Source organism: Nonomuraea sp. NPDC048826, from assembly GCF_043198225.1.
GTDB lineage: Bacteria > Actinomycetota > Actinomycetes > Streptosporangiales > Streptosporangiaceae > Nonomuraea.
On sequence record NZ_JBICUQ010000011.1, the window covers coordinates 251,974 to 271,807 of the forward strand.

At 69.6% G+C, this 19,834-nt stretch carries 21 protein-coding genes; 14 read left to right on the plus strand and 7 right to left on the minus strand.

Going from position 1 to position 19,834, the window contains the following annotated elements:
• Positions 1-19: 19 nt before the first annotated feature.
• The gene (locus ACGFI7_RS35965; protein WP_393412686.1) at positions 20-544 is read right to left on the minus strand and encodes a YbaK/EbsC family protein; all 525 of its coding nucleotides are present in this window, start codon (positions 542-544) and stop codon (positions 20-22) included.
• Positions 545-690: 146 nt separating this feature from the next.
• Here ACGFI7_RS35965 and ACGFI7_RS35970 point away from each other — a divergent pair, with 146 nt between their 5' ends.
• Positions 691-2,088 (plus strand): CCA tRNA nucleotidyltransferase, encoded by a 1,398-nt coding sequence (locus tag ACGFI7_RS35970; RefSeq protein WP_393412688.1) that lies wholly within the window; start codon positions 691-693, stop codon positions 2,086-2,088.
• Here the strand turns inward: ACGFI7_RS35970 and ACGFI7_RS35975 are convergent.
• Positions 2,078-3,364, minus strand: a complete 1,287-nt coding sequence (locus tag ACGFI7_RS35975; RefSeq protein ID WP_393412690.1) for an MFS transporter — start codon at positions 3,362-3,364, stop codon at positions 2,078-2,080. The two genes, ACGFI7_RS35970 and ACGFI7_RS35975, sit on opposite strands and share 11 nt — an antisense overlap.
• 105 nt (positions 3,365-3,469) lie before the next feature.
• Between ACGFI7_RS35975 and idi the strand changes: the two genes are divergently transcribed.
• Positions 3,470-4,066, plus strand: a complete 597-nt coding sequence (gene idi, locus ACGFI7_RS35980) for an isopentenyl-diphosphate Delta-isomerase (protein WP_393412691.1) — start codon at positions 3,470-3,472, stop codon at positions 4,064-4,066.
• A 545-nt stretch (positions 4,067-4,611) separates the two neighbouring features.
• On the opposite strand, the gene ACGFI7_RS35985 is transcribed toward idi, so the two are convergent.
• Positions 4,612-5,691 carry an inositol-3-phosphate synthase gene (locus tag ACGFI7_RS35985; RefSeq protein ID WP_393412693.1) on the minus strand — a complete coding sequence of 360 codons (1,080 nt, stop codon included), beginning with the start codon at positions 5,689-5,691 and terminating at the stop codon, positions 4,612-4,614.
• Between the two features lie 13 nt (positions 5,692-5,704).
• On the minus strand, positions 5,705-6,292 hold the full coding sequence (locus ACGFI7_RS35990; protein ID WP_393412695.1) for a helix-turn-helix transcriptional regulator: 588 nt from the start codon (positions 6,290-6,292) through the stop codon (positions 5,705-5,707).
• Positions 6,293-6,425: 133 nt separating this feature from the next.
• Here ACGFI7_RS35990 and ACGFI7_RS35995 point away from each other — a divergent pair, with 133 nt between their 5' ends.
• From ACGFI7_RS35995 to ACGFI7_RS36010, 4 genes are all read left to right on the plus strand, one after another.
• A complete protein-coding gene (locus tag ACGFI7_RS35995; RefSeq protein WP_393412697.1) occupies positions 6,426-6,812 on the plus strand; it encodes a DUF5318 family protein in 387 nt (128 codons plus the stop codon).
• Positions 6,813-6,965: 153 nt separating this feature from the next.
• Positions 6,966-9,749, plus strand: a complete 2,784-nt coding sequence (locus ACGFI7_RS36000) for a transglycosylase domain-containing protein (protein ID WP_393412699.1) — start codon at positions 6,966-6,968, stop codon at positions 9,747-9,749.
• Positions 9,749-11,086, plus strand: a complete 1,338-nt coding sequence (locus ACGFI7_RS36005; protein WP_393412701.1) for a glycosyltransferase family 87 protein — start codon at positions 9,749-9,751, stop codon at positions 11,084-11,086. Before ACGFI7_RS36000 ends, ACGFI7_RS36005 begins: the two co-directional genes overlap by 1 nt.
• On the plus strand, positions 11,083-12,147 hold the full coding sequence (locus ACGFI7_RS36010) for a mannosyltransferase family protein (protein ID WP_393412703.1): 1,065 nt from the start codon (positions 11,083-11,085) through the stop codon (positions 12,145-12,147). Before ACGFI7_RS36005 ends, ACGFI7_RS36010 begins: the two co-directional genes overlap by 4 nt.
• 63 nt (positions 12,148-12,210) lie before the next feature.
• Here ACGFI7_RS36010 and ACGFI7_RS36015 read toward each other — a convergent pair whose 3' ends face one another.
• Complete coding sequence (locus ACGFI7_RS36015) at positions 12,211-12,954, minus strand: deoxyribonuclease IV (RefSeq protein WP_393412705.1); 744 nt, start codon at positions 12,952-12,954, stop codon at positions 12,211-12,213.
• A gap of 73 nt (positions 12,955-13,027) precedes the next feature.
• On the opposite strand from ACGFI7_RS36015, the gene ACGFI7_RS36020 reads away from it, so the two are divergent.
• Positions 13,028-13,207, plus strand: coding sequence for a hypothetical protein (locus ACGFI7_RS36020; protein ID WP_393412707.1), 180 nt, complete (start codon positions 13,028-13,030; stop codon positions 13,205-13,207).
• 40 nt (positions 13,208-13,247) lie between these two features.
• On the opposite strand, the gene ACGFI7_RS36025 is transcribed toward ACGFI7_RS36020, so the two are convergent.
• Positions 13,248-13,559, minus strand: a complete 312-nt coding sequence (locus tag ACGFI7_RS36025) for a hypothetical protein (RefSeq protein WP_393412709.1) — start codon at positions 13,557-13,559, stop codon at positions 13,248-13,250.
• A gap of 189 nt (positions 13,560-13,748) precedes the next feature.
• Here ACGFI7_RS36025 and rpsF point away from each other — a divergent pair, with 189 nt between their 5' ends.
• From rpsF to ACGFI7_RS36060, 7 genes are all read left to right on the plus strand, one after another.
• Positions 13,749-14,039: a 30S ribosomal protein S6 gene (rpsF, locus tag ACGFI7_RS36030; RefSeq protein WP_055504125.1), complete on the plus strand. Its 291-nt coding sequence runs from the start codon at positions 13,749-13,751 to the stop codon at positions 14,037-14,039.
• Positions 14,040-14,133: 94 nt separating this feature from the next.
• Positions 14,134-14,697, plus strand: a complete 564-nt coding sequence (locus tag ACGFI7_RS36035) for a single-stranded DNA-binding protein (RefSeq protein ID WP_393412711.1) — start codon at positions 14,134-14,136, stop codon at positions 14,695-14,697.
• 64 nt (positions 14,698-14,761) lie between these two features.
• Positions 14,762-14,998, plus strand: coding sequence for a 30S ribosomal protein S18 (gene rpsR / locus ACGFI7_RS36040; RefSeq protein ID WP_020543048.1), 237 nt, complete (start codon positions 14,762-14,764; stop codon positions 14,996-14,998).
• A gap of 14 nt (positions 14,999-15,012) precedes the next feature.
• Complete coding sequence (rplI, locus tag ACGFI7_RS36045) at positions 15,013-15,459, plus strand: 50S ribosomal protein L9 (protein WP_393412713.1); 447 nt, start codon at positions 15,013-15,015, stop codon at positions 15,457-15,459.
• A gap of 345 nt (positions 15,460-15,804) precedes the next feature.
• Positions 15,805-16,692, plus strand: coding sequence for an ABC transporter substrate-binding protein (locus tag ACGFI7_RS36050; protein WP_393412715.1), 888 nt, complete (start codon positions 15,805-15,807; stop codon positions 16,690-16,692).
• A complete protein-coding gene (locus ACGFI7_RS36055) occupies positions 16,689-17,534 on the plus strand; it encodes an amino acid ABC transporter permease (RefSeq protein ID WP_393412717.1) in 846 nt (281 codons plus the stop codon). The genes ACGFI7_RS36050 and ACGFI7_RS36055 overlap by 4 nt, the downstream gene beginning before the upstream one ends.
• Positions 17,531-18,274 (plus strand): amino acid ABC transporter ATP-binding protein, encoded by a 744-nt coding sequence (locus ACGFI7_RS36060; protein ID WP_393412719.1) that lies wholly within the window; start codon positions 17,531-17,533, stop codon positions 18,272-18,274. The genes ACGFI7_RS36055 and ACGFI7_RS36060 overlap by 4 nt, the downstream gene beginning before the upstream one ends.
• Here ACGFI7_RS36060 and ACGFI7_RS36065 read toward each other — a convergent pair.
• Positions 18,271-19,743, minus strand: coding sequence for an APC family permease (locus ACGFI7_RS36065; protein WP_393412721.1), 1,473 nt, complete (start codon positions 19,741-19,743; stop codon positions 18,271-18,273). The genes ACGFI7_RS36060 and ACGFI7_RS36065 overlap by 4 nt on opposite strands.
• Between the last annotated feature and the right edge of the window lie 91 nt (positions 19,744-19,834).

Genomic DNA, 19,834 nt, shown 5'->3' on the forward strand with positions numbered 1-19,834 from the left:
CGCCCGCAATGGTACGGGCTCAGTGCCCCGGCGCGACCGCCTCCAGGGTTCCCCGGGGGCTCGGCACCCGGAGGTCGACGGTCTTCCCTGACAGGAGCGCGAGCAGGTCCAGGGCGCGCATGGTGAGCACCGCGTGACGTTCGCCGGTGGCGGAGAACACCGGATCGGTGTCGGCGCTGAACCTGTCGTCGATGAACAGCGGCAGCTCTTCCGGCAGCAGCAGCGGGCCGACCAGCCCGGCCGCGTAGTCTGTGGCCTCGTTGACCAGGTGCGCGGGCGCGGCGCGCACCGTGCGGACGCCGAGCAGGCCTCCGACGGCCCCCGGCCGCGGAGGAGTGGCGAGCGTGTGGACGACGGCGACGACGAACTCGCGCCCTATCCTCGGAGCGACCTCGAACACCGTGACCGTCACGCACCGCTCGGGTGCGGCGGAGATCGTCTCGGGAAGCTCGTCCGCGCAAGTGATGGGGCGCGGAAGGCGTACGATCTCATGGTGGACCTGGTGTGCGAGGAGCCAGCGGTGGATCGCGAGGGCGTCCTTCATAAGACCTCCTTGCCTCGTTCCATCGCGCCGTCGGTCCCCTGACCGAAGGTAACCCGGACCCGGTGTGGCTCGGGGGATATGTTCCGGAATCGAAGGACCTACCCAGCTTGTCCGACTCAAATCTGACCGAAAACCAGCAGCGGGCCATGCGTGACCTGTTCCGCAAGATCGCCCCCGTGGCCGACGAGCTCGGCCGCCTGTTCGCCGACGGCGGCCACGAGCTGGCCCTCGTCGGCGGCCCCGTGCGCGACCTCTTGCTCGGCCGGGTCGGCAAGGACCTCGACCTCACCACCGACGCCCGCCCCGAACGGGTGCTCGACCTCGTGCGCGACTGGGCCGACTCCGTCTGGACCATCGGCATCGACTTCGGCACGGTCGGGTTGCGCAAGGGCGGCTGGCTGATCGAGATCACGACCTACCGCAGCGAGAGCTACGACCCCAAGTCGCGCAAGCCGGAGGTCATGTACGGCGACACCCTGGAGGCCGACCTGGAGCGGCGCGACTTCGCGGTCAACGCGATGGCGATCCGGCTGCCCTCCCACGAGTTCGTCGACCCCTACGGCGGCCTGACCGACCTGGCCGCCAAGCGGCTGCGCACCCCCGGCCCGCCCGAGCGGTCGTTCGACGACGACCCGCTGCGCATGCTCCGCGCGACCAGGTTCGCCTCGCAGCTCGGCTTCACCGTCGACCAGGCGGCGGTCACCGCGATGACCGAGATGGCCGAGCGCATCGAGATCGTCTCGGCCGAGCGCATCCGCGACGAGCTCGACAAGCTGGTCTGCGGCGGCCGCCCGCGTGACGGGCTGCGCCTGCTCGTCGACACCGGCCTGGCCGCCCACGTGCTGCCCGAGCTGCCCAAGCTGCGCCTGGAGATCGACGAGCACCACCGCCACAAGGACGTCTACGAGCACACGCTGACCGTGCTCGACCAGGCGATCGCCCAGGAGGACGACGGCCAGCCCGACCGCATCCTGCGCTGGGCGGCGCTCATGCACGACGTCGGCAAGCCCAAGACCCGCCGCCACGAGCAGGGCGGCCGGGTGTCCTTCCACCACCACGAGGTGGTGGGCGCGCAGCTGACCAAGAAGCGGATGACCGAGCTGCGCTTCCCCAAGGACGTGGTGGCCGACGTGTCGCGCCTGGTGGAGCTCCACCTGCGCTTCCACGGCTACGGCACCGGCGAGTGGACCGACAGCGCCGTGCGCCGCTACGTGCGCGACGCCGGCCACCTGCTGGCCCGGCTCCACAAGCTGACCAGGGCCGACTGCACCACGCGCAACAAGCGCAAGGCGGCCGCCCTGTCGCGCACCTACGACCAGCTGGAGGAGCGCATCGCCCGGCTGGCCGAGGAGGAAGAGCTGGCCAAGATCCGCCCGGAGCTCGACGGCAACGAGATCCAGCGGGTGCTCGGCGTCGGCCCGGGGCCGGTGGTGGGCAAGGCCTACAAGTTCCTGCTCGACCTGCGGCTCGACAAGGGCGTGATCGGCAAGGAGGCGGCCACCGAGGCGCTGCGCGACTGGGCCCGCGCCAACGTCACCGGCTGACGGGCTCCCGCGACCGGGTGATCATCGCGTAGGCCAGGGCGCTCAGCAGGTAGCCCGCCGTGATGATCACCACGGCGGTGTAGGACTTGCCGTTCGCCGGCAGGATGGCCGCCGACAGGGCCGCCGCGAGCACGTACATGCCGTTGAAGAGCATGTCGTAGACGGAGAACGCGCGGCCCAGGTAGGCGTCGTCGAGGTCGCGCTGCACCGTCGTGTCGGCGCAGATCTTGACGCTCTGCCCGGCCAGGCCGAGCACGAACCCCGCCACCGGCAGCCCCCACTCCTGGAACGGGGCCACCAGCACCCCCGCCAGCAGCCCGGCCGCGACCAGCGCCATCGGCACCCAACGGGTGATCGTGAACCGCTCGGTCGCGTACGGGGTGATGATCACGGCGAGGAAGTAGCCCACCCCGGAAGTGGCCACCACCAGGCTGGCCCCGCTCAGCGCCGCCTCCGGGTCGCCGTCGGTGAAGTAGTAGCGGTAGAGGATGATGCCCAGCGCGGTGGCCATGCCGTAGAAGAAGCGGTGGGCGGCCATGGCGCCCATCGTGGCGGCGGCCACCCGGTGCCCGACCAGGTGGCGGGCGCCGTCGGCCAGCCCGGCCACCACGTTGCGCAGCGCCTCGCGCGTCTGCGGCCGGTCGGGGTCGTGCACGGGGCCGAGCAGCGAGCGCTCCATCGTGCGCGCGATCAGCGCGCTGAACCCGAACACCACGCCGGAGGTCGCCAGCAGCAGCGCCACCCCCGCGTCGCCGCTGCCGAACAGCCCGCGCAGCAGGAACCCCGCCCCCACGCCGACGAAGGTGACGACGGTGCCGGAGGTCGGGGTGACCGCGTTGGCGGCCATCAGCCGGTCTCTCGGCACCACGTGCGGCAGCGAGGCGCCCAGCGCCGCCAGGAAGAACCGGTTGACGCCCAGCACGGCCAGCGCCGCCACGTAGAACACCGGGTCGGGCACATCGGCCGCCACCAGCGCCGCCGCGCCGAGCAGCAGGCCGCCGCGGACGATCGGCGCGATCATCAGGATCTGCCGCCGCGACCAGCGGTCGATGAACACCCCGACGAACGGCCCGAGGACGCTGTACGGCAGCAGCAGGACGGCCAGGCCGGCCGCCACGCCCAGGGCGGTGGTCTGGCTCTCCGGGTTGAAGAAGGCGAACCCCAGGACGCCGAACTGGAAGATCCCGTCGGAGAACTGGGAGACCAGACGCGTGCCGAAGAGCCGTCGGAAATCGCGCCCCTGGAGGACCACGCGCAGATCGGCGACGAAAGACACCTCGCCAGCCTAGCCCGCGCCCGCACGCGCGGAGACGGGAGAGGTTGGCGCATCAGGTGGGCGTTCGGGTTCTGGTGACGCACATGATCACGTACGCTTCATAGCGTGACGACTGTGGAACACGTGGTACTCGTGGACGGCTCCGGCCATGCGCTCGGCACCGCGCCCAAACTGTCCGTGCACGGCCGGGAGACTCCGCTGCACCTGGCCTTCTCCAGCTACGCCTTCGACCGCGCGGGCCGCGTGCTGCTGACCAGGCGCGCCGGTCACAAGCTCACCTGGCCGGGGGTGTGGACCAACAGCTGCTGCGGCCACCCGCTGCCGGGCGAGCGGCTCGACCAGGCGGTCCTGCGCCGGCTCTCCTTCGAGCTGGGTCTGACCGTCGAGCGGGCCGACCTGGTGCTGCCCGGCTTCTCCTACCGCGCGGTCATGGGCAACGGCATCGTCGAGCACGAGCTGTGCCCCGTCTACCGCGTCCTGGTCGACGGCTCCGCCAGCCCCAACCCCGACGAGGTGGGGGAGACGCGGTGGATGCCGTGGCCCGAGTTCGCTGAGGGCGTGCTCAGCGGCCACATCTCCATCTCGCCGTGGTGCCGCGAACAGGTGCCGCTCCTGTCCGCCCTCGGCCCCGACCCCCTCCGATGGCCGACGGCCCCCCTCGCCGATCTCCCCCCGGCCGCCCGCCAGCCGTACAACCCATAGAAAGCGCCGCCGTACGGCGCGCAGCACCGTCAAGGCAGGGTGAGGGTCGGGCCGCCGCACGGGGCGCAGCACCGTCAAGGCGGTGGGTGTGAGACGCGCCGTCGTACGAGGTGCGGCGGCGTCAAGGCAGGGTGAGGGTCGGGCCGCCGTACGGGGCGCAGCACCGTCCAAGGGGTGTGAGACGCGTCGTCGTACGGGATGCGGCGCCCGTCGGGGCGGGGGTGTGAGGCCCGCTGCCGCGGGTGGGCGGGTCAGATTCGCGACGCCGCCGTACGTGGTGCGGCGCGGTTGAGCCGGGGGCGAACGCGGCGATGCCGCCGCACCGGGGTGCAGGGCCGTGAGGGGGAGGCCGATCGCGCGACGGCGCCGCAGGGAGTGCGGCCCTGTCACGACGGGACCCCGGACGCGTGACGGCGTTGCACGGGGTGCGGGCCGTGAGGGCGGGGGTTCGAACGCGCGACGGCGCCGCACGCGGGGTGCGGCGCCGTGAAGGCGGGGTCAGATGCGACGGCGCCGCAGGGTGCGGCGCCGTCGGGGTGGGGAGGTCAGCGGTCGACCTCGCCGCGGATGAACTTCTCGACCTGCGCGTGGGCCTCGTCGTCGGAGTACTGGACGGGCGGCGACTTCATGAAGTACGACGAAGCGCTCAGGAGCGGGCCCCCGATGCCGCGGTCGAGGGCGATCTTGGCCGCGCGGACGGCGTCGATGATGATGCCGGCCGAGTTCGGCGAGTCCCACACCTCGAGCTTGTACTCCAGGTTGAGCGGGGTGTCGCCGAAGGAGCGGCCCTCGAGGCGCACGTAGGCCCACTTGCGGTCGTCGAGCCACGGCACGTGGTCGGACGGGCCGATGTGCACGTCGGGCTTGGCCATCTCGTGCGGGATCTGCGAGGTCACCGACTGCGTCTTGGAGATCTTCTTCGACTGGAGGCGCTTGCGCTCCAGCATGTTCATGAAGTCCATGTTGCCGCCGAAGTTGAGCTGGTAGGTGCGCAGCAGCTCGACCCCGCGGTCCTCGAACAGCTTGGCCATGACGCGGTGCGTGATGGTGGCGCCGACCTGCGACTTGATGTCGTCGCCGACGATCGGCAGGCCCGCCTTGGTGAACTTCTCGGCCCACTCGGGGTCGGAGGCGATGAACACCGGCAGCGCGTTGACGAACGCCACCCCGGCGTCGAGTGCGCACTGCGCGTAGAAGCGGGCGGCATCCTCGGAGCCCACCGGCAGGTAGGAGACGAGCACGTCGACCTGGTTGTCGCGGAGCACCTGGACCACGTCGGCGGGGGCCTCGTCGGACTCCTCGATGATCTCACGGTAGTACTCGCCCAGGCCGTCGTAGGTGTGGCCACGCTGGACGATCACCCCGGTCGGGGGCACATCCGTGATCTTGATCGTGTTGTTCTCGCTGGCGACGATCGCCTCCGAGAGGTCGCGGCCGACCTTCTTGGCATCCACGTCGAAAGCCGCGACGAACTCGACGTCACCCACGTGGTAGTCGCCGAACGTCACGTGCATCAGGCCCGGCACACGCACCGCCGGGTCAGCGTCCCTGTAGTAGTGGACGCCCTGGACCAGTGACGCCGCGCAGTTGCCGACACCGACAATGGCCACGCGAACCGAACCCATCGCACTCGCTCCCTTACTCATTATGTGACGTCGTATCTGTTGCGGGGCCCTCCTGGGAGGCCCGTCTCTCGGTGGCGATCAGCTCGTTGAGCCAGCGGACCTCGCGCTCGACGGACTCGAGCCCGTGCCGCTGGAGTTCGAGGGTGTAGCTGTCGAGCCGCTCCCTGGTGCGGGCCAGGGCGGTGCGCACGCCTTCGAGTCGCTCCTCCAGGCGGCTGCGGCGGCCTTCGAGGATGCGCAGGCGGACTTCGGCCTCGGTGTGACGGAAGAACGCGAAGTGGACGCCGAAGCTCTCGTCTTCCCAGGCGGACGGACCGGCCTGGGTCAGCAGCTCCTGCAGTCGCTCCTTGCCCTCCGCGGTGAGCTTGTAGACGATCTTCGATCGGCCGCCCACGATCGTGGGCTGGGCCGGCTGCTCCTCCGCGATGAGCCCCTGCTCCAGCAGCGAGCGGAGGCACGGGTACAGGGACCCGTAGGAGAACGCGCGGAACATACCCAGTAGCGTGTTGAGCCGTTTGCGCAGCTCATAGCCATGAAGCGGCGTCTCGTGCAGCGACCCGAGCACGGCCAGTTCCAGCACCCTGCGTTGTCCGCCGGCCATGGGAACCGCCCTCCTCTCGCGTCGATGTATCGAGCCGATACATCCAGAGGATACGTCGTGCCGCTATATCGAGCAATCGACGACTTCCCCAAGTCGTTGGGATCAATCGGAAAAAAGCCGTAGTCTGGCGCCCATGTGGTCACAGCGAAGGGTGGTGGATTACGGCCTCGCGAAGCGGGCGGTGGTTCACGCCGTGCGCGCCGGGCGGACTCCGCCTGGCGACGTCTGTGACGCACAGCCGTACCTCCTCCGGGCAGCCCGCCACTTCGGCGAGCCGACCGACCGCCCCTGCCCTGTGTGCGAGCGGGGGAACGTCACCAACGTGACCTATGTGTACGGGGACTCTCTCGGGCGTCATGCCGGTCAGGCAAAGGCCGCGTCAGAGCTGGCCGAGATGGCTCATGATTACGAGGAGTTCCGGGTCTACGTGGTCGAGGTCTGCCAAGGTTGTTCCTGGAATCACCTGACGGTCTCGTTCGTCCTCGGGAACGGGCCGCCGGACACTGTCGGCCAGAGCTGAGCAAGCGGCCGCACAACACAACCCGAGGACGGCGAGGAGTCACGCCCCAATCCGCCGTGATATCCGACGACGATGCGAGGACGCGTGAGTTACAGCAGCAATGAAGGGACGGCCCGCCAGGGAAGGCGCCGCCGCTCCGGCTCAACTCGTTCCGTGCCCCAGGAGCCTCCGCCGCAAACCGGCGAATCCAGCTGGGACGGGTCGTCGCCCGCCCGTCGTCCCGAGGCCGCGTACGAGCAGACCGGCGCCATGGCCGCGCAGCCGTACAACGAGCCGCCCGCCCGCACCCCGCGCCAGCCGCCCGCCCGGGGCGGCTACCCGGTCGAGCCGGGCCCGCGGCCAGGCCCCCAGCCGAGCCCTCCCGGACAGCGCCCCGCCCAGCAGCCGGGCCCGCAGCCGGGTCAGCACCCCGGCCCGCAGCCAGGTCCGTACCCCGGCCAGCCCGGCCCCCAGCCTGGACAGCCAGGCCCGCAGCCGGGCCAGCAACCGGGTCAGCCCGGTCAGCCCGGGCGCCGGCGCGCGCCCGGCTCCCGGCGCCGGGCCGCCGACCAGGAGACCCGCGCCCGCAGCAACGAGGAGACGGCCGTCAGCGACGGCCCGCGGCGCTCGCGGCGGGCCGGCGGCGGTCCCGGTGGCCCAGGTGGTCCAGGTGGCCCCGGCGGTCCGGGCGGTCCCTCCGAGCCGCCCGGCGGCCCCGGCAAGCCCGGTGACGAGCGGCCCAAGTGGCGGCGCTTCCTGCCGAGCTGGAAGATCGTCGTGGCCAGCTTCGTGGTGCTGTCCGCCGGTCTCTTCGGCATGATCGCGGTCGCGTACGCCAACACGCCCGTCCCCACCCAGGACCAGGTCCAGGACGGCGTGGAGGACCAGGAGAGCGTCATCGTCGACCGGCACGGCACGGAGCTGGCCAGGCTCGGCACCAAGCGCATCCCGATCACCTACGACCAGGTGCCGCGCGCGGTGCAGGACGCGGTCATCGCGGCCGAGAACGACACCTTCCGTGAGGACTCCGGCATCTCCTTCAGCGGCATGGTCCGCTCCCTGTGGAACACGGTCAGCGGTCAGCAGGTGCAGGGCGCGTCCACCATCACCCAGCAGATGGCCCGCGCCTACTACGACGGCCTCTCCCAGGAAAGGACGATCCAGCGGAAGGTCAAGGAGATCTTCGTCGCGGTCAAGCTGAGCGACAAGATCTCCAAGGAGCAGATCCTGGAGCAGTACCTCAACACCATCTACTTCGGCCGCGGCGCGCACGGCATCGGCGCGGCCGCCGAGGCGTTCTTCGGCAAGAAGGTGGAGAAGCTCACGCCCGAGCAGGGCGCCTACCTCGCGGGCCGCATCCAGAACCCCGACCGCTTCGACCGTGAGGAGAAGGCCGGCGACCTCGGCCCGACCGAGTTCCGCTACGACTACGTGATCGAGCAGATGGCCAAGCTCGACCCGAAGGCGTACGGTCAGCTCGCCGCCAAGACGCCCACGGCTCCCAAGCGCGTCAAGTTCAAGCCGAAGAACCCGTTCAACGGCATCAAGGGCTACATGGTCCAGGTGATCCTGGACGAGCTGGAGTCGCTCGACATCCCCAGGGAGGACGTCGAGAAGGGCGGCTACCGCATCAAGTCGTCGCTCGACCTCAAGCTCATGCGCGCCGCCAAGGCCGCGGTCGACAAGCACACCGGCGGTCTCGACCCCGAGATCAACTCCACGCTGGCGGCCGTCGACCCGCGCAACGGGCAGGTCCTCGCCTTCTACGCCGGCGACGACTACGCCAAGGACCAGTGGATCGACGCCTTCCAGTCGCAGAAGCAGGCCGCGTCGGCGTTCAAGCCGTACGTGCTCGCCGCGTGGCTCGACTCCGGCTACAGCCTGCGCAGCTACGTGCCGACCAAGGGCCCGGTCAAGCTGCCCGGCACCACCCCGATCGACAACGACCACGCGTTCAAGACCTCGGCCGTCGACGTGGTGGCCGCCACCGCCAGCTCCGTCAACACCGCCTACGCGAAGATGGGGGAGAAGGTCGGCCTCGACAAGGTCATCGAGGTCGCCTCCAAGGCGGGGCTGAACGAGAGCCGGCTGAAGGACGCCAGGGACCGCCACCACTACCTGATCACCATCGGCAGTAGCCAGGTGACGGCCGTGGAGCAGGCGGGCGGCTACTCGATCTTCGCCAACCAGGGCAGGCACTACGAGAACCACGTCGTCGTCGAGGTGAAGGACAAGAACGGCGACACCGTCCTGTCGGAGAAGAAGTCCTACAACCAGGTCATCTCGCCGGAGGCCGCCGCCGACGCCGTCACCGCCCTGGAGGCCGTGGTCAAGCAGGGCACCGGCCGCAACGCCGCGCTCTACGACCGCCCGGTGGCCGGCAAGACCGGCACCAACAACGAGAACAAGGAAGCGTGGTTCGTCGGGTTCACCCCGCAGGTGTCGACCGCGGTCGGCATGTTCAGGCAGCAGTGTCGTACCGCCAGCGGCAAGGTCGTCAAGCCGGTGAACGACAACTGCCCCTGGGCCAGGGGCAAGAGCAAGAAGTACACCATGCAGAACCCGTACTCCAAGCCGTACGAGATCCCGCTGGGCAGCGCGTTCCAGGGCGCGACCTATCCCGCGGCGATCTGGAAGACGTTCATGACCGAGGCGACCAAGGGTCAGAAGGTCGTGCCGTTCCCGGATCGGGCCGACACCGGCGTGGCCGAGAACATCGTGCCCAAGCCGACGCCCACCCCGTCGCCGACGCCGGACGACTCGCTGGAGCTGGAGACGGGCGACCCGGACGACCAGGACACCAGCGTCAACGACGACTGTCTCGTCGGGCCGTGCGACGGCGAGGACGACAACGTCTCGGTCGACCCGAACCAGGACGACTTCGAGGTCGACGACGGCTTCACGCAGGGCGGCCGTGACGGCGACTGGGGCTCCCCGCCGGGCAGGCGCGAAGAGTGATGACGATCCTGGGGCGCGGCCCGTTCTTGTCGCGGGCCGTGCCGTATCTCCCCCTGGGGCTGTTCGCGGCCCTGGGGGCGACGCTCGCGTACGTCGTCAGGCTGCCGTGCCGGACCGGTGGCTGGAACGACCAGGTCACCGTCTACACGAACTTCTGCTACACCGACATCTTCCCGCTCTACTTCGACCGGCAGCTCGCCACCCAGAACCCGTACTTCGCCGAGGTCGTCTTCGACAAGCACGTCGAGTACCCGGTGGTGCTCGGCGAGGTGATGCAGGTCGTCGCGTGGATCGCGCGGTGGCTGGAGCCGGGCGTGACCCATGAGGCGATAGCGGCACAGGCCGTGCGCTTCTACGACATCACGGTCGTGCTCATGGGCCTCTGCCTGGTGGCCGGCGTGCTGCTGATGGCCGCCGCCGCCGGGCCGACCCGCCGCTGGGACGCCCTGTGGTACGCGCTCGCGCCCGCGGTGGTGCTGGCCGCCTACATCAACTGGGACCTGGTGGCCGGCGCGCTGTCCATGGGCACGCTGCTGGCCTGGGCGCGCAAGCGCCAGGTGCTGGCCGGGGTGCTGCTCGGGCTGGCCATCGCCACGAAGTTCTACCCGCTGATGTTCGTCGGCGCGCTGTTCCTGCTCACGCTGCGCACCGCCCGCTGGCGGCCGTTCCTGGTCAGCATGGGCTCGGCGGCGGCCGCGTGGCTGGTGGTCAACCTGCCGTTCATGGTGCTCGCCTGGGACGGCTGGCGCCGGTTCTACGTGTTCTCCCAGGAACGCGGCGTCGACTGGGGCTCGCCCTGGCTGTTCTTCCAGTCCAAGGGCTGGCCGGTGCTCGGCGAGGTCGACGTCAGCACGCTCGGCATGGTGTCGCTGGCGCTGCTCTGCCTCGGCATCGCGGTGCTCACGATCGGCGCGCCGCGCCGGCCCCGGCTGGCTCAGATCTGCTTCCTGGCGCTGGCCGCGTTCATGATGACGAACAAGGTGTGGTCGCCGCAGTTCGTGCTGTGGCTGGTGCCGCTCGCGGTGCTGGCCAGGCCGAACTGGAAGCCGCTGGCGCTGTGGCAGGTGGCCGAGGTCTGGTACTTCTTCGCGATCTGGCTCTACCTGCTCAACCAGGCGCCGCTGTCGCGCACCGACCTGGGCATCGGGGACGACACGTACTTCACCGCCGTGTGGGGCCGGATCATCACCATCGCCATCATGATGGCGTTCGTGGTACGCGACATCCTGCGGCCGGACAAGGACGTGGTCCGTCAGGGAGGCGTGGACGACCAGATCGGCGGGGTGTTCGACGAGGCGCCCGACCGGTTCACGCTGCGGAGCGCCGGCTACCGATGATCACCCGATCGGCGGGCCGGGACGCGCTGCTGATCTGGTTCGGCTGGCGGGCCGGCCTGCTGGTGACGACCCTGCTCGGGGTGGCGCTGCACGAGTATCTCGGCCGGTGGGACCGGTGGGACGCGCACCTGTTCGTCACCATCGCGCGGTTCGGCTACGACGGCGACCCGGCCCAGCCGGTCGACGACGGGCTGCCCGCGTTCTTCCCCGGCCTGCCCGCGGCGCTGCGCCTGGTGCACTGGGTGGTGCCCGACTGGTCGGCCGCCGGGCTGATCGTCTCGCTCGTCTCCGGGGCGGTCGCCGCGATGGCGCTGGCCAGGCTGGCCGAGCACGAGGGCGCGAACGGCTGGATGGCGGTGCTCGGGCTGGTGCTCTTCCCCATGGCGGTGTTCCTGGCGGCGGGCTACAGCGAGTCGCTGTTCCTCGCTTTCGCGATCCCCGCCTGGCTGGCCGCCCGGCAGGGCAACTGGCCGGCCGCCGCCGCCCTGGCCGCAGGCGCCTCGTGCGTGCGCATCACCGGGTTGTTCCTGGCCCTGGCGCTGATCGTGGAGTTCGCCGCGGGGCGGGCGCCGCTGCGCCGGGCGCCCTGGCTGGCGGTGCCGTTCCTGCCGCTGATCGGCTACTCCTTCTACCACTACACGCGGACCGGCGACTGGCTGGCGTGGAAGCACGCCCAGGAGGCCGGGTGGGGACGCGAGATGGTCTGGCCCTGGGAGGCGTGGGCGGTCACCTGGGACAACGCGATGAGCACCGGCGACATGGCGCCGGCCTTCCGGATGGAGATCGCCGGCGCCGTGCTGGCCGTGCTCGGACTGGTCTGGCTGCTGGCGCTGCGCAGGTGGAGCGAGGCCGTCTACACGGGGCTGCAGGCGGGCGCGCTCATGACGTCGGCGTACTACCTGTCGCTGCCGCGCTCGCTGCTGCTGTGGTTTCCGCTCTGGGTGGCGCTGGCGCGGCTCGCCACCCGCAGGCGGTGGGTGATCGTGGCGTACGCGCTCGTGTCGGGGCCGCTCATGGTGCTGAACACGGCGCGGTTCCTGGAAGGCGCCTGGGCAGGATGATCTCCATACCCGTTCTACGGCATCGGTAATCCAGGGAAGTTATCCACAGGCTGTGTATTTTCCCTAGAGATTCTTCCTCAGGAAGGCGATGTCGTCGGCCTGGCCCTCCGCCGGGGTCTCGACCACGATCGGGGCGCCGGCCGCCCGGCACACCTCCAGGATCAGCTCCGAGTCGATCCGCCCGCCGCCGAGGTTGGCGTGACGGTCGGCGCCCGAGCCGAAGTCGTCGCGCGAGTCGTTGCAGTGGACCAGGTCGATCCGGCCGGTGATGGCCTTGACCCGGTCGACCAGGCCGAGCAGCTCCTCGCCGCCCGCGTGTGCGTGGCAGGTGTCGAGGCAGAACCCGACGTCGAAGCCGTCGAGCGCGTCCCACAACCGGGCGATGCTCTCCAGCCGGCGGGCCATCGCGTTGTCGCCGCCCGCGGTGTTCTCGATCAGCACCGGGATCGGGCACTCCATGCGCTCGAACACCTTGCGCCAGTTGTCGAAGCCGACCTGGGGGTCGTCGTCCTTGCCGAGGTGGCCGCCGTGCACGATCAGGCCCTTGGCCCCGATGCTCGCCGCCGCCTCCAGGTGCTGGGCGAGCAGCTTGCGGCTGGGGATCCTGATCCGGTTGTTGGTCGTGGCGACGTTGACCAGATAAGGGGCGTGGATGTAGATGTCGACGCCCTCGACCGGCTTGTCGGGCAGGACGGGCTTCTTGTAACCCTGGGGGTTGCCGAGGAAGAACTGCACGACCTCGGCGCCGACGGCCTCGGCGTGGGCCGTGATGTCGTCCTGATGGACATGAGCTCCGATTCGGACCATGTCAGGGAGCCTATCCGTTTGATTGACCTGGGGTGGGGCATGCGATGTGGGCCCCCTACCCCAAGGAGAAGACATGAGCCGCTGGCGCTGGCGGTCGCTGATCCTGCTCGTTTACGTGGTCATCGGCATCTATATCGCGTGGGTGTACGACTACATCACCCCGGCCATTCTGAGGGACGTCGCCGAGGCGTTGCTCGCCATTTTCCTCTGGTTCCTGGTCCTGCTGGGCGTGGACCTGCACATCGGAGGATGACCATATAGAGGAGCGGCCCCGGTCCTGCCGGGGCCGTTTCTCACGGCAGGAAGCCGCCGCCCGCGATGCCGAGCGCGACGCCGAGGAACGAGCCGACCAGGCCGACGATGTTGAGCGTGCGCTGCGGGGTGGTGGCCGAGACGTACTGCGAGTAGAGGCCCACGCCGAAGCCGAGCGTGCCCACCCACGAGGCGATGACGTGCCCGCCGGGGAAGAACAGGGACACGAACGCGACGATCCCGCACACCACGGAGGTGATGGCGAGGGCGTTCTCCACCGGATGCCGATGGCCGTCCGAGTTGAGCGTGAGCCGGAACCGCTGGCCCTCCGTGGGCTGGAGGAAGTGTGGCATGCGGAGCACCCCCTTGCTTTCTGTCAGGCTTTCCCATCGATGAGCTGCTGGTAACCTGGACGGGCTGCGTTGTGATGGGAGACCCGTCACCCCGGAGTGCCGAAAGGGGCGCCCGGGCCCAGCGTCAGCGTCCTCCTGTCACGGCAGAGTGTCGTGACCGCAACAGTCCAGAGGAGGTAGGAGTCCCGCATGCGTCGTTACGAAGTAATGGTCATTCTGGACCCTTCGCTCGATGAGCGCACTGTGGCGCCGTCCCTCGACCAGTTCCTCACCGTGGTCCGCAACGACGGCGGCACCGTGGAGAAGGTCGACGTCTGGGGCCGTCGCCGTCTTGCCTACGACATCAACAAGAAGTCCGAGGGCATCTACGCCGTCATCGACCTGTCCGCCGAGCCGGCGACGGTGAAGGAGCTCGACCGGCAGATGAACCTCAACGAGGGGATTCTGCGCACCAAGGTCCTGCGTCCGGACGTCCACTGAAGCAGCCGCTCGTAGCCCGGCGTTTCTGTCGGGCCGCGACCGTAGTCTGAGCCGTAACCCAAAGCGAAGACGTGCAGGAAGGCGAGCGTTAGCCATGGCAGCAGGCGACACCGTAATCACCCTCGTCGGCAACCTCGTCGACGACCCCGAGCTGCGCTTCACCCCCACGGGGCAAGCGGTGGCTCGATTCCGCATCGCGTCCACTCCGCGCTTCATGGACCGCCAGACCAACGAGTGGAAAGACGGCGAAAGCCTCTTCCTCACCTGCAACGTCTGGCGCCAGGCGGCCGAGAACGCCGCCGAGAGCCTGCAGCGCGGGATGCGGGTCATCGTCCAGGGGCGGCTCAAGCAGCGGTCCTACGAGACCAAGGAAGGCGAGAAGCGCACCGTCTACGAGGTCGAGGTCGACGAGGTCGGCCCGTCCCTGCGCAACGCCACCGCCAAGGTCAACCGCACCTCCCGGCAGGGTGGCGGCGGTGGCGGCTTCGGCGGCGGCCCGGCCGACGACCCCTGGGCGTCCGCCACGCCCGCCCCGCCCCAGGGCGGCGGCTTCGGTGGCGGCGGCGGCGGTTACCAGGGCGGCGGCGGCCAGCAGGGCGGCGGTTCCTCCGGCGGCTTCGGCGGCGGCGGCGACTTCAGCGACGAACCGCCTTTCTAACCCATCCGATCCAGTCCGAGTCCATTCCCGCTTCTGACGGCGGGGCTCTGAGAGGAGCACCACGATGGCCAAGCCGGCACTGCGCAAGCCCAAGAAGAAGGTTTGCCTGTTCTGCCACGACAAGATCTCCTACGTCGACTACAAGGACACGGCGCTGCTGCGGAAGTTCATCTCCGACCGCGGCAAGATTCGTGCGCGTCGGGTGACGGGCAACTGCACCCAGCACCAGCGTGACGTGGCGACGGCGATCAAGAACGCCCGTGAGGTGGCTCTGCTGCCCTACACGAGCACCGCGCGCTAAGGAGGTCTGTCGACATGAAGCTCATCCTCACCAACGAGGTCTCCGGCCTCGGCGCCCCTGGCGACATCGTCGAGGTCAAGGACGGCTACGGCCGTAACTACCTCATCCCGCGCGGCTACGCCATGCGCTGGACCCGTGGCGCCGAGCGCCAGATCGAGTCCATCAAGAAGGCCCGCGACGCTCGCGAGATCCGCGACCTCGGCACCGCCAAGGAGGTCGCCGGCCAGCTCGGCGCCCTGCGCGTGCGCCTGGCCACCCGCGCCGGGGAGTCCGGCCGCCTGTTCGGCTCGGTCACCACGGGCGACATCGCCGACGCGGTCAAGGCCGCCGGCGGCCCGATCCTCGACCGCCGCCGCATCGAGATCGTCAACGCGATCAAGAGCACCGGCTCCCACAAGGTCACGGTCAAGCTTCACCCCGAGGTCTCGGCGTCCGTGGACGTCGAGGTCGTCGCGGGCTGACACCAGGCCCCGGCCTCACCGGCCCCCTTCTCGTCCGCGGGAAGGGGGCCAGCCTTTTGTACGGCCCGCTGCTGTCTTGTGCCGGTTCACGGGCCGCGCCTGTCCTGTGCCGCTTCGCGGGTTCCTGCTTGTGCGGGTCTCCGCCTGTTCTGTGCCGCTTCGCGGGTTCCTGCTGTGCGCGGGCCCCCGCCTGTCCTGTGCCGCTTCGCTGGTTCGTGCTTGTGCGGGTCTCCGCCCGTTCTGTGCTGCTTCGTGGGTTCGTACGTGCAGGTGGGGGCTTATTCCCTACAGAATCCGCGTAGAATTTTCCCGTTCTTCCTCTCGCGTTCCCCCTGGAGGCTCCCCATGGCCCGTCCCTCGATGCTGATCGCGCTCGGTGCGCTGGCGGTCGCGGCCGTCGCCTGTGCGCCCGTCGACGACACGGCGACGACGGCGGCGGCCAGTCCGACCGCGTCGACCGGGGCGAGCACGGCTACGGCGTGCACCAAGGACCAGCTCACGCTCATCACCCCGGGCAAGCTGACCATCGGCACCGACAAGCCGGCCTTCGAGCCGTGGTTCAAGGACGACGACCCGAGCAACGGGCAGGGGTTCGAGAGCGCGGTGGCGTACGCCGTAGCGGGTGAGCTGGGCTTCGACCGCGACGAGGTGCAGTGGGAGACGGTCAAGTTCGACACCGCGTTCGCGCCGGGCGAGAAGCGGTTCGACTTCGACATCAACCAGGTCTCGATCACCGCCGACCGGGCCGAGGTCGTCGACTTCAGCAACGGCTACTACACGGTCAAGCAGGCCGTGGTGACGCTGGGCGACGGCAAGTTCGCCGGGGCGTCCTCGCTGTCCGACCTCAAGGACGCCAAGATCGGCGTCCAGGTCGGCACCACCGCGCTCGACGCCGTCAAGGAAGTGGTCCAGCCCGCCGCCGACCCGAACGTCTACAACGAGCAGATCGACTCCATCAACGCGCTGAAGAACGAGCAGATCGACGCCCTGGTGCTCGACCTGCCCACGGCCTTCTACGTGACGGCGGCCCAGGTCGAAGGCTCGAAGATCGTCGGCCAGTTCAGCTCGACCGGCGGCGCCGCCCCCGAGGAGTTCGGCCTGGTCATGGAGAAGGGCAACGGGCTCAAGTCGTGCGTCGACAAGGCCATCGACGCGCTCAAGGCCAACGGTGACCTGGCCAAGATCGAGCAGCAGTGGCTGAGCGAGGCCGCGGGCGCGCCGGAGCTGAAGTGACCGACCCGGTCTGGGTCAAGAGCGAACGGCAACGAGAACGCGAGCGGATCCTCGCGTCACAGGGCCGCCGCACGGCCTCGATCGCGACGATCTCCACGATCCTGTGCGTCGCCCTGATCGTCACCGTCGTCGTCACCGCACCCGGCTGGCCCCGGGTGCAGGAGACGTTCTTCGATCCGGAAATGGTGCTCGAATCGGCGCCGGCGGTCGCCGAGGGCTTCCTGATCAACATCAAGATCTTCCTGATCGCCGAGCCGCTGATCCTGGTCCTGGGCGTGCTCGTGGCGCTGGTCAGGGGCACTACAAAGCCGGTGTTCTTCCCGCTCAGGGCGCTGGCCACGCTCTACGTCGACGTCTTCCGCGGCGTGCCCACGCTGCTGGTCATCCTCATGGTCGGGTTCGGGCTCCCGGCTCTGAAGCTGCAGGGCATCCCGAACGACCTGGTCACCCTCGGCGTCATCGCCCTGACGCTCTCGTACGGGGCGTATGTCGCGGAGGTGTTCAGGTCGGGCATCGATTCGATCCACCCCAGCCAGGTGGCGGCGGCGCGCTCGCTGGGGCTCAGCCACGGCAGGACGATGCGGTTCGTGGTGCTGCCGCAGGCCGCCCGCCGGGTGGTGGTGCCGCTGCTGAACGACTTCATCTCGCTGCAGAAGGACACCTCGCTCGTGGCCACGATCGGCCTCATGGAGGCGGTCCGTCAGGCGCAGATCATCGCCTCACGGCATTTCGACTACACGTCCTATGTGGTGGCGTCGTTGCTGTTCATCCTGCTGACGATCCCGCTGGCCCGGTACACCGACCACCTGTCGGCGAAGGCGCGTAAGAGGCAGGGCTCATGAGCGTGCTGGCCGTCCACAGCCTGTGGAAACGTTTCGGCGACAGCGTCGTGCTGCGCGGCATCGACCTGGAGGTCGAGCAGCACGAGGTGGTGAGCCTGATCGGCGCGTCCGGCTCGGGCAAGTCGACGCTGCTGCGCTGCGTCAACCTGCTGGAGACGCCCGACGACGGCACCATCCATCTCGACGGCGAGGAGATCACCGACCCGCGGGTCGACGTCGACGCGGTGCGCAAGCGCTTGGGCACCGTCTTCCAGGCGTTCAACCTGTTCCCGCACATGACCGTGCTGGACAACATCACGCTGGCCCCGCGCCAGGTCCACCGGGTCGGCCGCGAGCAGGCCGAGCAGGAGGCGCACGACCTGCTGCGGCGGTTCGGGCTGGCGGACAAGGCCGGGGCCTACCCCGACCGGCTCTCCGGCGGTCAGCAGCAGCGGGTGGCCATCATCAGGGCGCTGGCCACCAAGCCGCGGGTGATGCTGCTGGACGAGGTCACCTCGGCGCTCGACCCCATGCTGGTCGTCGAGGTGCTCGCGGTCATCGGGGAGCTCAAGGAGTCGGGCATGACGATGATCCTGACGACCCACGAGATGTCGTTCTGTCGCGACATCTCCGACACCGTGTGCTTCCTGGACGGCGGCGTGCTGCTGGAGAAGGGCCCGCCGGAGAAGATCTTCTCCGAGCCGGAGCACGACCGCACCCGCGCCTTCCTGAGCAGCGTGCTGGAGTCGGGCCGCTTCTAACGCCGGTGCCTGCCCCGGCCGGGCGGCGGCGCGGCGGCCCGGCCGGGGTCGGCCAGCAGGCTCTTGCGTCTCCCGTACGCGAGATAGACCAGCACCCCGAAGGCCATCCACAGCGCGAACCACGCCCAGGTGAGCACCTGCAGGTTGACCATGAGCCAGAGCGTGGCGGCCATGGAGAGGATCGGCACCAGCGGCGAGAGCGGCACCCGGAAGCCGCGCTCCAGGTCGGGCATCCGGCGCCGCATCACGATCACGCCGGCCGCCACGAAGCCGAACGCGAACAGCGTCCCCATGACGACCAGTTCCTGCATGGTGAGCACCGGCACGAACTCGGCCAGCACGATCGCGACCAGGCCGATCACCAGCGTCACCCGCGACGGCGTGTGATAGTTCCGGCTGATCACCGCCAGCCCGCGCGGGATGAGCCCGTCGCGCGCCATCGAGAACAGCACCCGGGTCTGCCCCACCAGCAGCACCAGGATCACCGTGGTCAGCCCCAGCACCGCGCCGACGTTGATGACGTGCACCATCCACCCGGCGCCCACCGCCTGGAACGCGCTCGACAACGGCGCGTCCACGGAGATGCGCGTGTACGGGACCATGCCCACCATGACGACGGCCACCGCGATGTAGATCACCGTGGCCACCACGAGGCTGCGGATCATGCCCTTCGGCACCACCGTGCGCGGGTTCACCGTCTCCTCGGCGGCCGTCGCGACGATGTCGAACCCGATGTAGGCGAAGGCGATCACCGGCGCGGCGGCGAACACGCCGAACCAGCCGAACGTCTGGCTCTGGCCGACGAACAGGTCGAGCACGGTCGCCGTCGAGGTGGTGGTGACCGGCTGCGGGTCGGCGTGGAAGTCGCCGAAGTTGGCCACGTCCACGTACACCGCGCCGACCACGATGACGGCTCCGATGGCCAGCAGCTTCGCCGTCACCATCACCCACAGCGCGCGCAGGCCGATCCGCGCGCCGGCCGCCACCACCCCGGTCAGCAGCACGAGGATGACCAGCACGAGGACGTTCTCCACCACTTCGGGCCGGGTCACCCGGATGCCGAAGTCGCCGATGGCGCCCACGGTGATGCGCGCCCACGCCCGCGCCACCACGGCGGCGGCCAGCTGCAGCTCCAGGATCAGCGCCCAGCCGATGATCCACGCCCAGATCTCGCCGAAGATGACGTAGGTGAAGGTGTAGGCGCTGCCGGAGGCCGGCATCGTGGACGACAGCTCGGCGTAGCAGAGGCAGGCCAGCAGGCAGGCGATGCCGGCGATCATGAAGGACAGGATGACGCCGGGGCCGGCCGTCGTCGCGGCCATCTGACCGGCGATGCTGAAGATCCCGGCGCCGATCATCACGCCGAGCCCGAGCACGACCAGGTCGGCCGTGCGGTACACCGGCGCCAGCGCATGCCGTGCGCCGGTGCGGAGTTCGGTCGCCTCGGCGGGCGGCAACCTTCGGGTCATACTGGACAAAGTGTCACACCCCACTCACGGGACGCGCCCACAGTGCCTCATCACTTCAGGTGACAGCAAGCACGGAAGCGTCACGGTGCGA

Excerpts from the sequence above, each read along its gene's own strand:
- ACGFI7_RS36015 (WP_393412705.1), bottom strand. The coding sequence starts at position 12,954 with ATGGTCCGAATCGGAGCTCATGTCCATCAGGACGACATCACGGCCCAC.
- ACGFI7_RS35970 (WP_393412688.1), top strand. The coding sequence starts at position 691 with ATGCGTGACCTGTTCCGCAAGATCGCCCCCGTGGCCGACGAGCTCGGC.
- ACGFI7_RS36035 (WP_393412711.1), top strand. The coding sequence starts at position 14,134 with ATGGCAGCAGGCGACACCGTAATCACCCTCGTCGGCAACCTCGTCGAC.
- ACGFI7_RS36005 (WP_393412701.1), top strand. The coding sequence starts at position 9,749 with ATGACGATCCTGGGGCGCGGCCCGTTCTTGTCGCGGGCCGTGCCGTAT.
- ACGFI7_RS36060 (WP_393412719.1), top strand. The coding sequence starts at position 17,531 with ATGAGCGTGCTGGCCGTCCACAGCCTGTGGAAACGTTTCGGCGACAGC.
- ACGFI7_RS35990 (WP_393412695.1), bottom strand. The coding sequence starts at position 6,292 with ATGGCCGGCGGACAACGCAGGGTGCTGGAACTGGCCGTGCTCGGGTCG.
- ACGFI7_RS36025 (WP_393412709.1), bottom strand. The coding sequence starts at position 13,559 with ATGCCACACTTCCTCCAGCCCACGGAGGGCCAGCGGTTCCGGCTCACG.
- rpsF (WP_055504125.1), top strand. The coding sequence starts at position 13,749 with ATGCGTCGTTACGAAGTAATGGTCATTCTGGACCCTTCGCTCGATGAG.
- ACGFI7_RS35985 (WP_393412693.1), bottom strand. The coding sequence starts at position 5,691 with ATGGGTTCGGTTCGCGTGGCCATTGTCGGTGTCGGCAACTGCGCGGCG.
- ACGFI7_RS36050 (WP_393412715.1), top strand. The coding sequence starts at position 15,805 with ATGGCCCGTCCCTCGATGCTGATCGCGCTCGGTGCGCTGGCGGTCGCG.
- rplI (WP_393412713.1), top strand. The coding sequence starts at position 15,013 with ATGAAGCTCATCCTCACCAACGAGGTCTCCGGCCTCGGCGCCCCTGGC.
- ACGFI7_RS36065 (WP_393412721.1), bottom strand. The coding sequence starts at position 19,743 with ATGACCCGAAGGTTGCCGCCCGCCGAGGCGACCGAACTCCGCACCGGC.
- rpsR (WP_020543048.1), top strand. The coding sequence starts at position 14,762 with ATGGCCAAGCCGGCACTGCGCAAGCCCAAGAAGAAGGTTTGCCTGTTC.
- ACGFI7_RS35995 (WP_393412697.1), top strand. The coding sequence starts at position 6,426 with ATGTGGTCACAGCGAAGGGTGGTGGATTACGGCCTCGCGAAGCGGGCG.
- ACGFI7_RS35965 (WP_393412686.1), bottom strand. The coding sequence starts at position 544 with ATGAAGGACGCCCTCGCGATCCACCGCTGGCTCCTCGCACACCAGGTC.
- ACGFI7_RS36010 (WP_393412703.1), top strand. The coding sequence starts at position 11,083 with ATGATCACCCGATCGGCGGGCCGGGACGCGCTGCTGATCTGGTTCGGC.
- ACGFI7_RS36020 (WP_393412707.1), top strand. The coding sequence starts at position 13,028 with ATGAGCCGCTGGCGCTGGCGGTCGCTGATCCTGCTCGTTTACGTGGTC.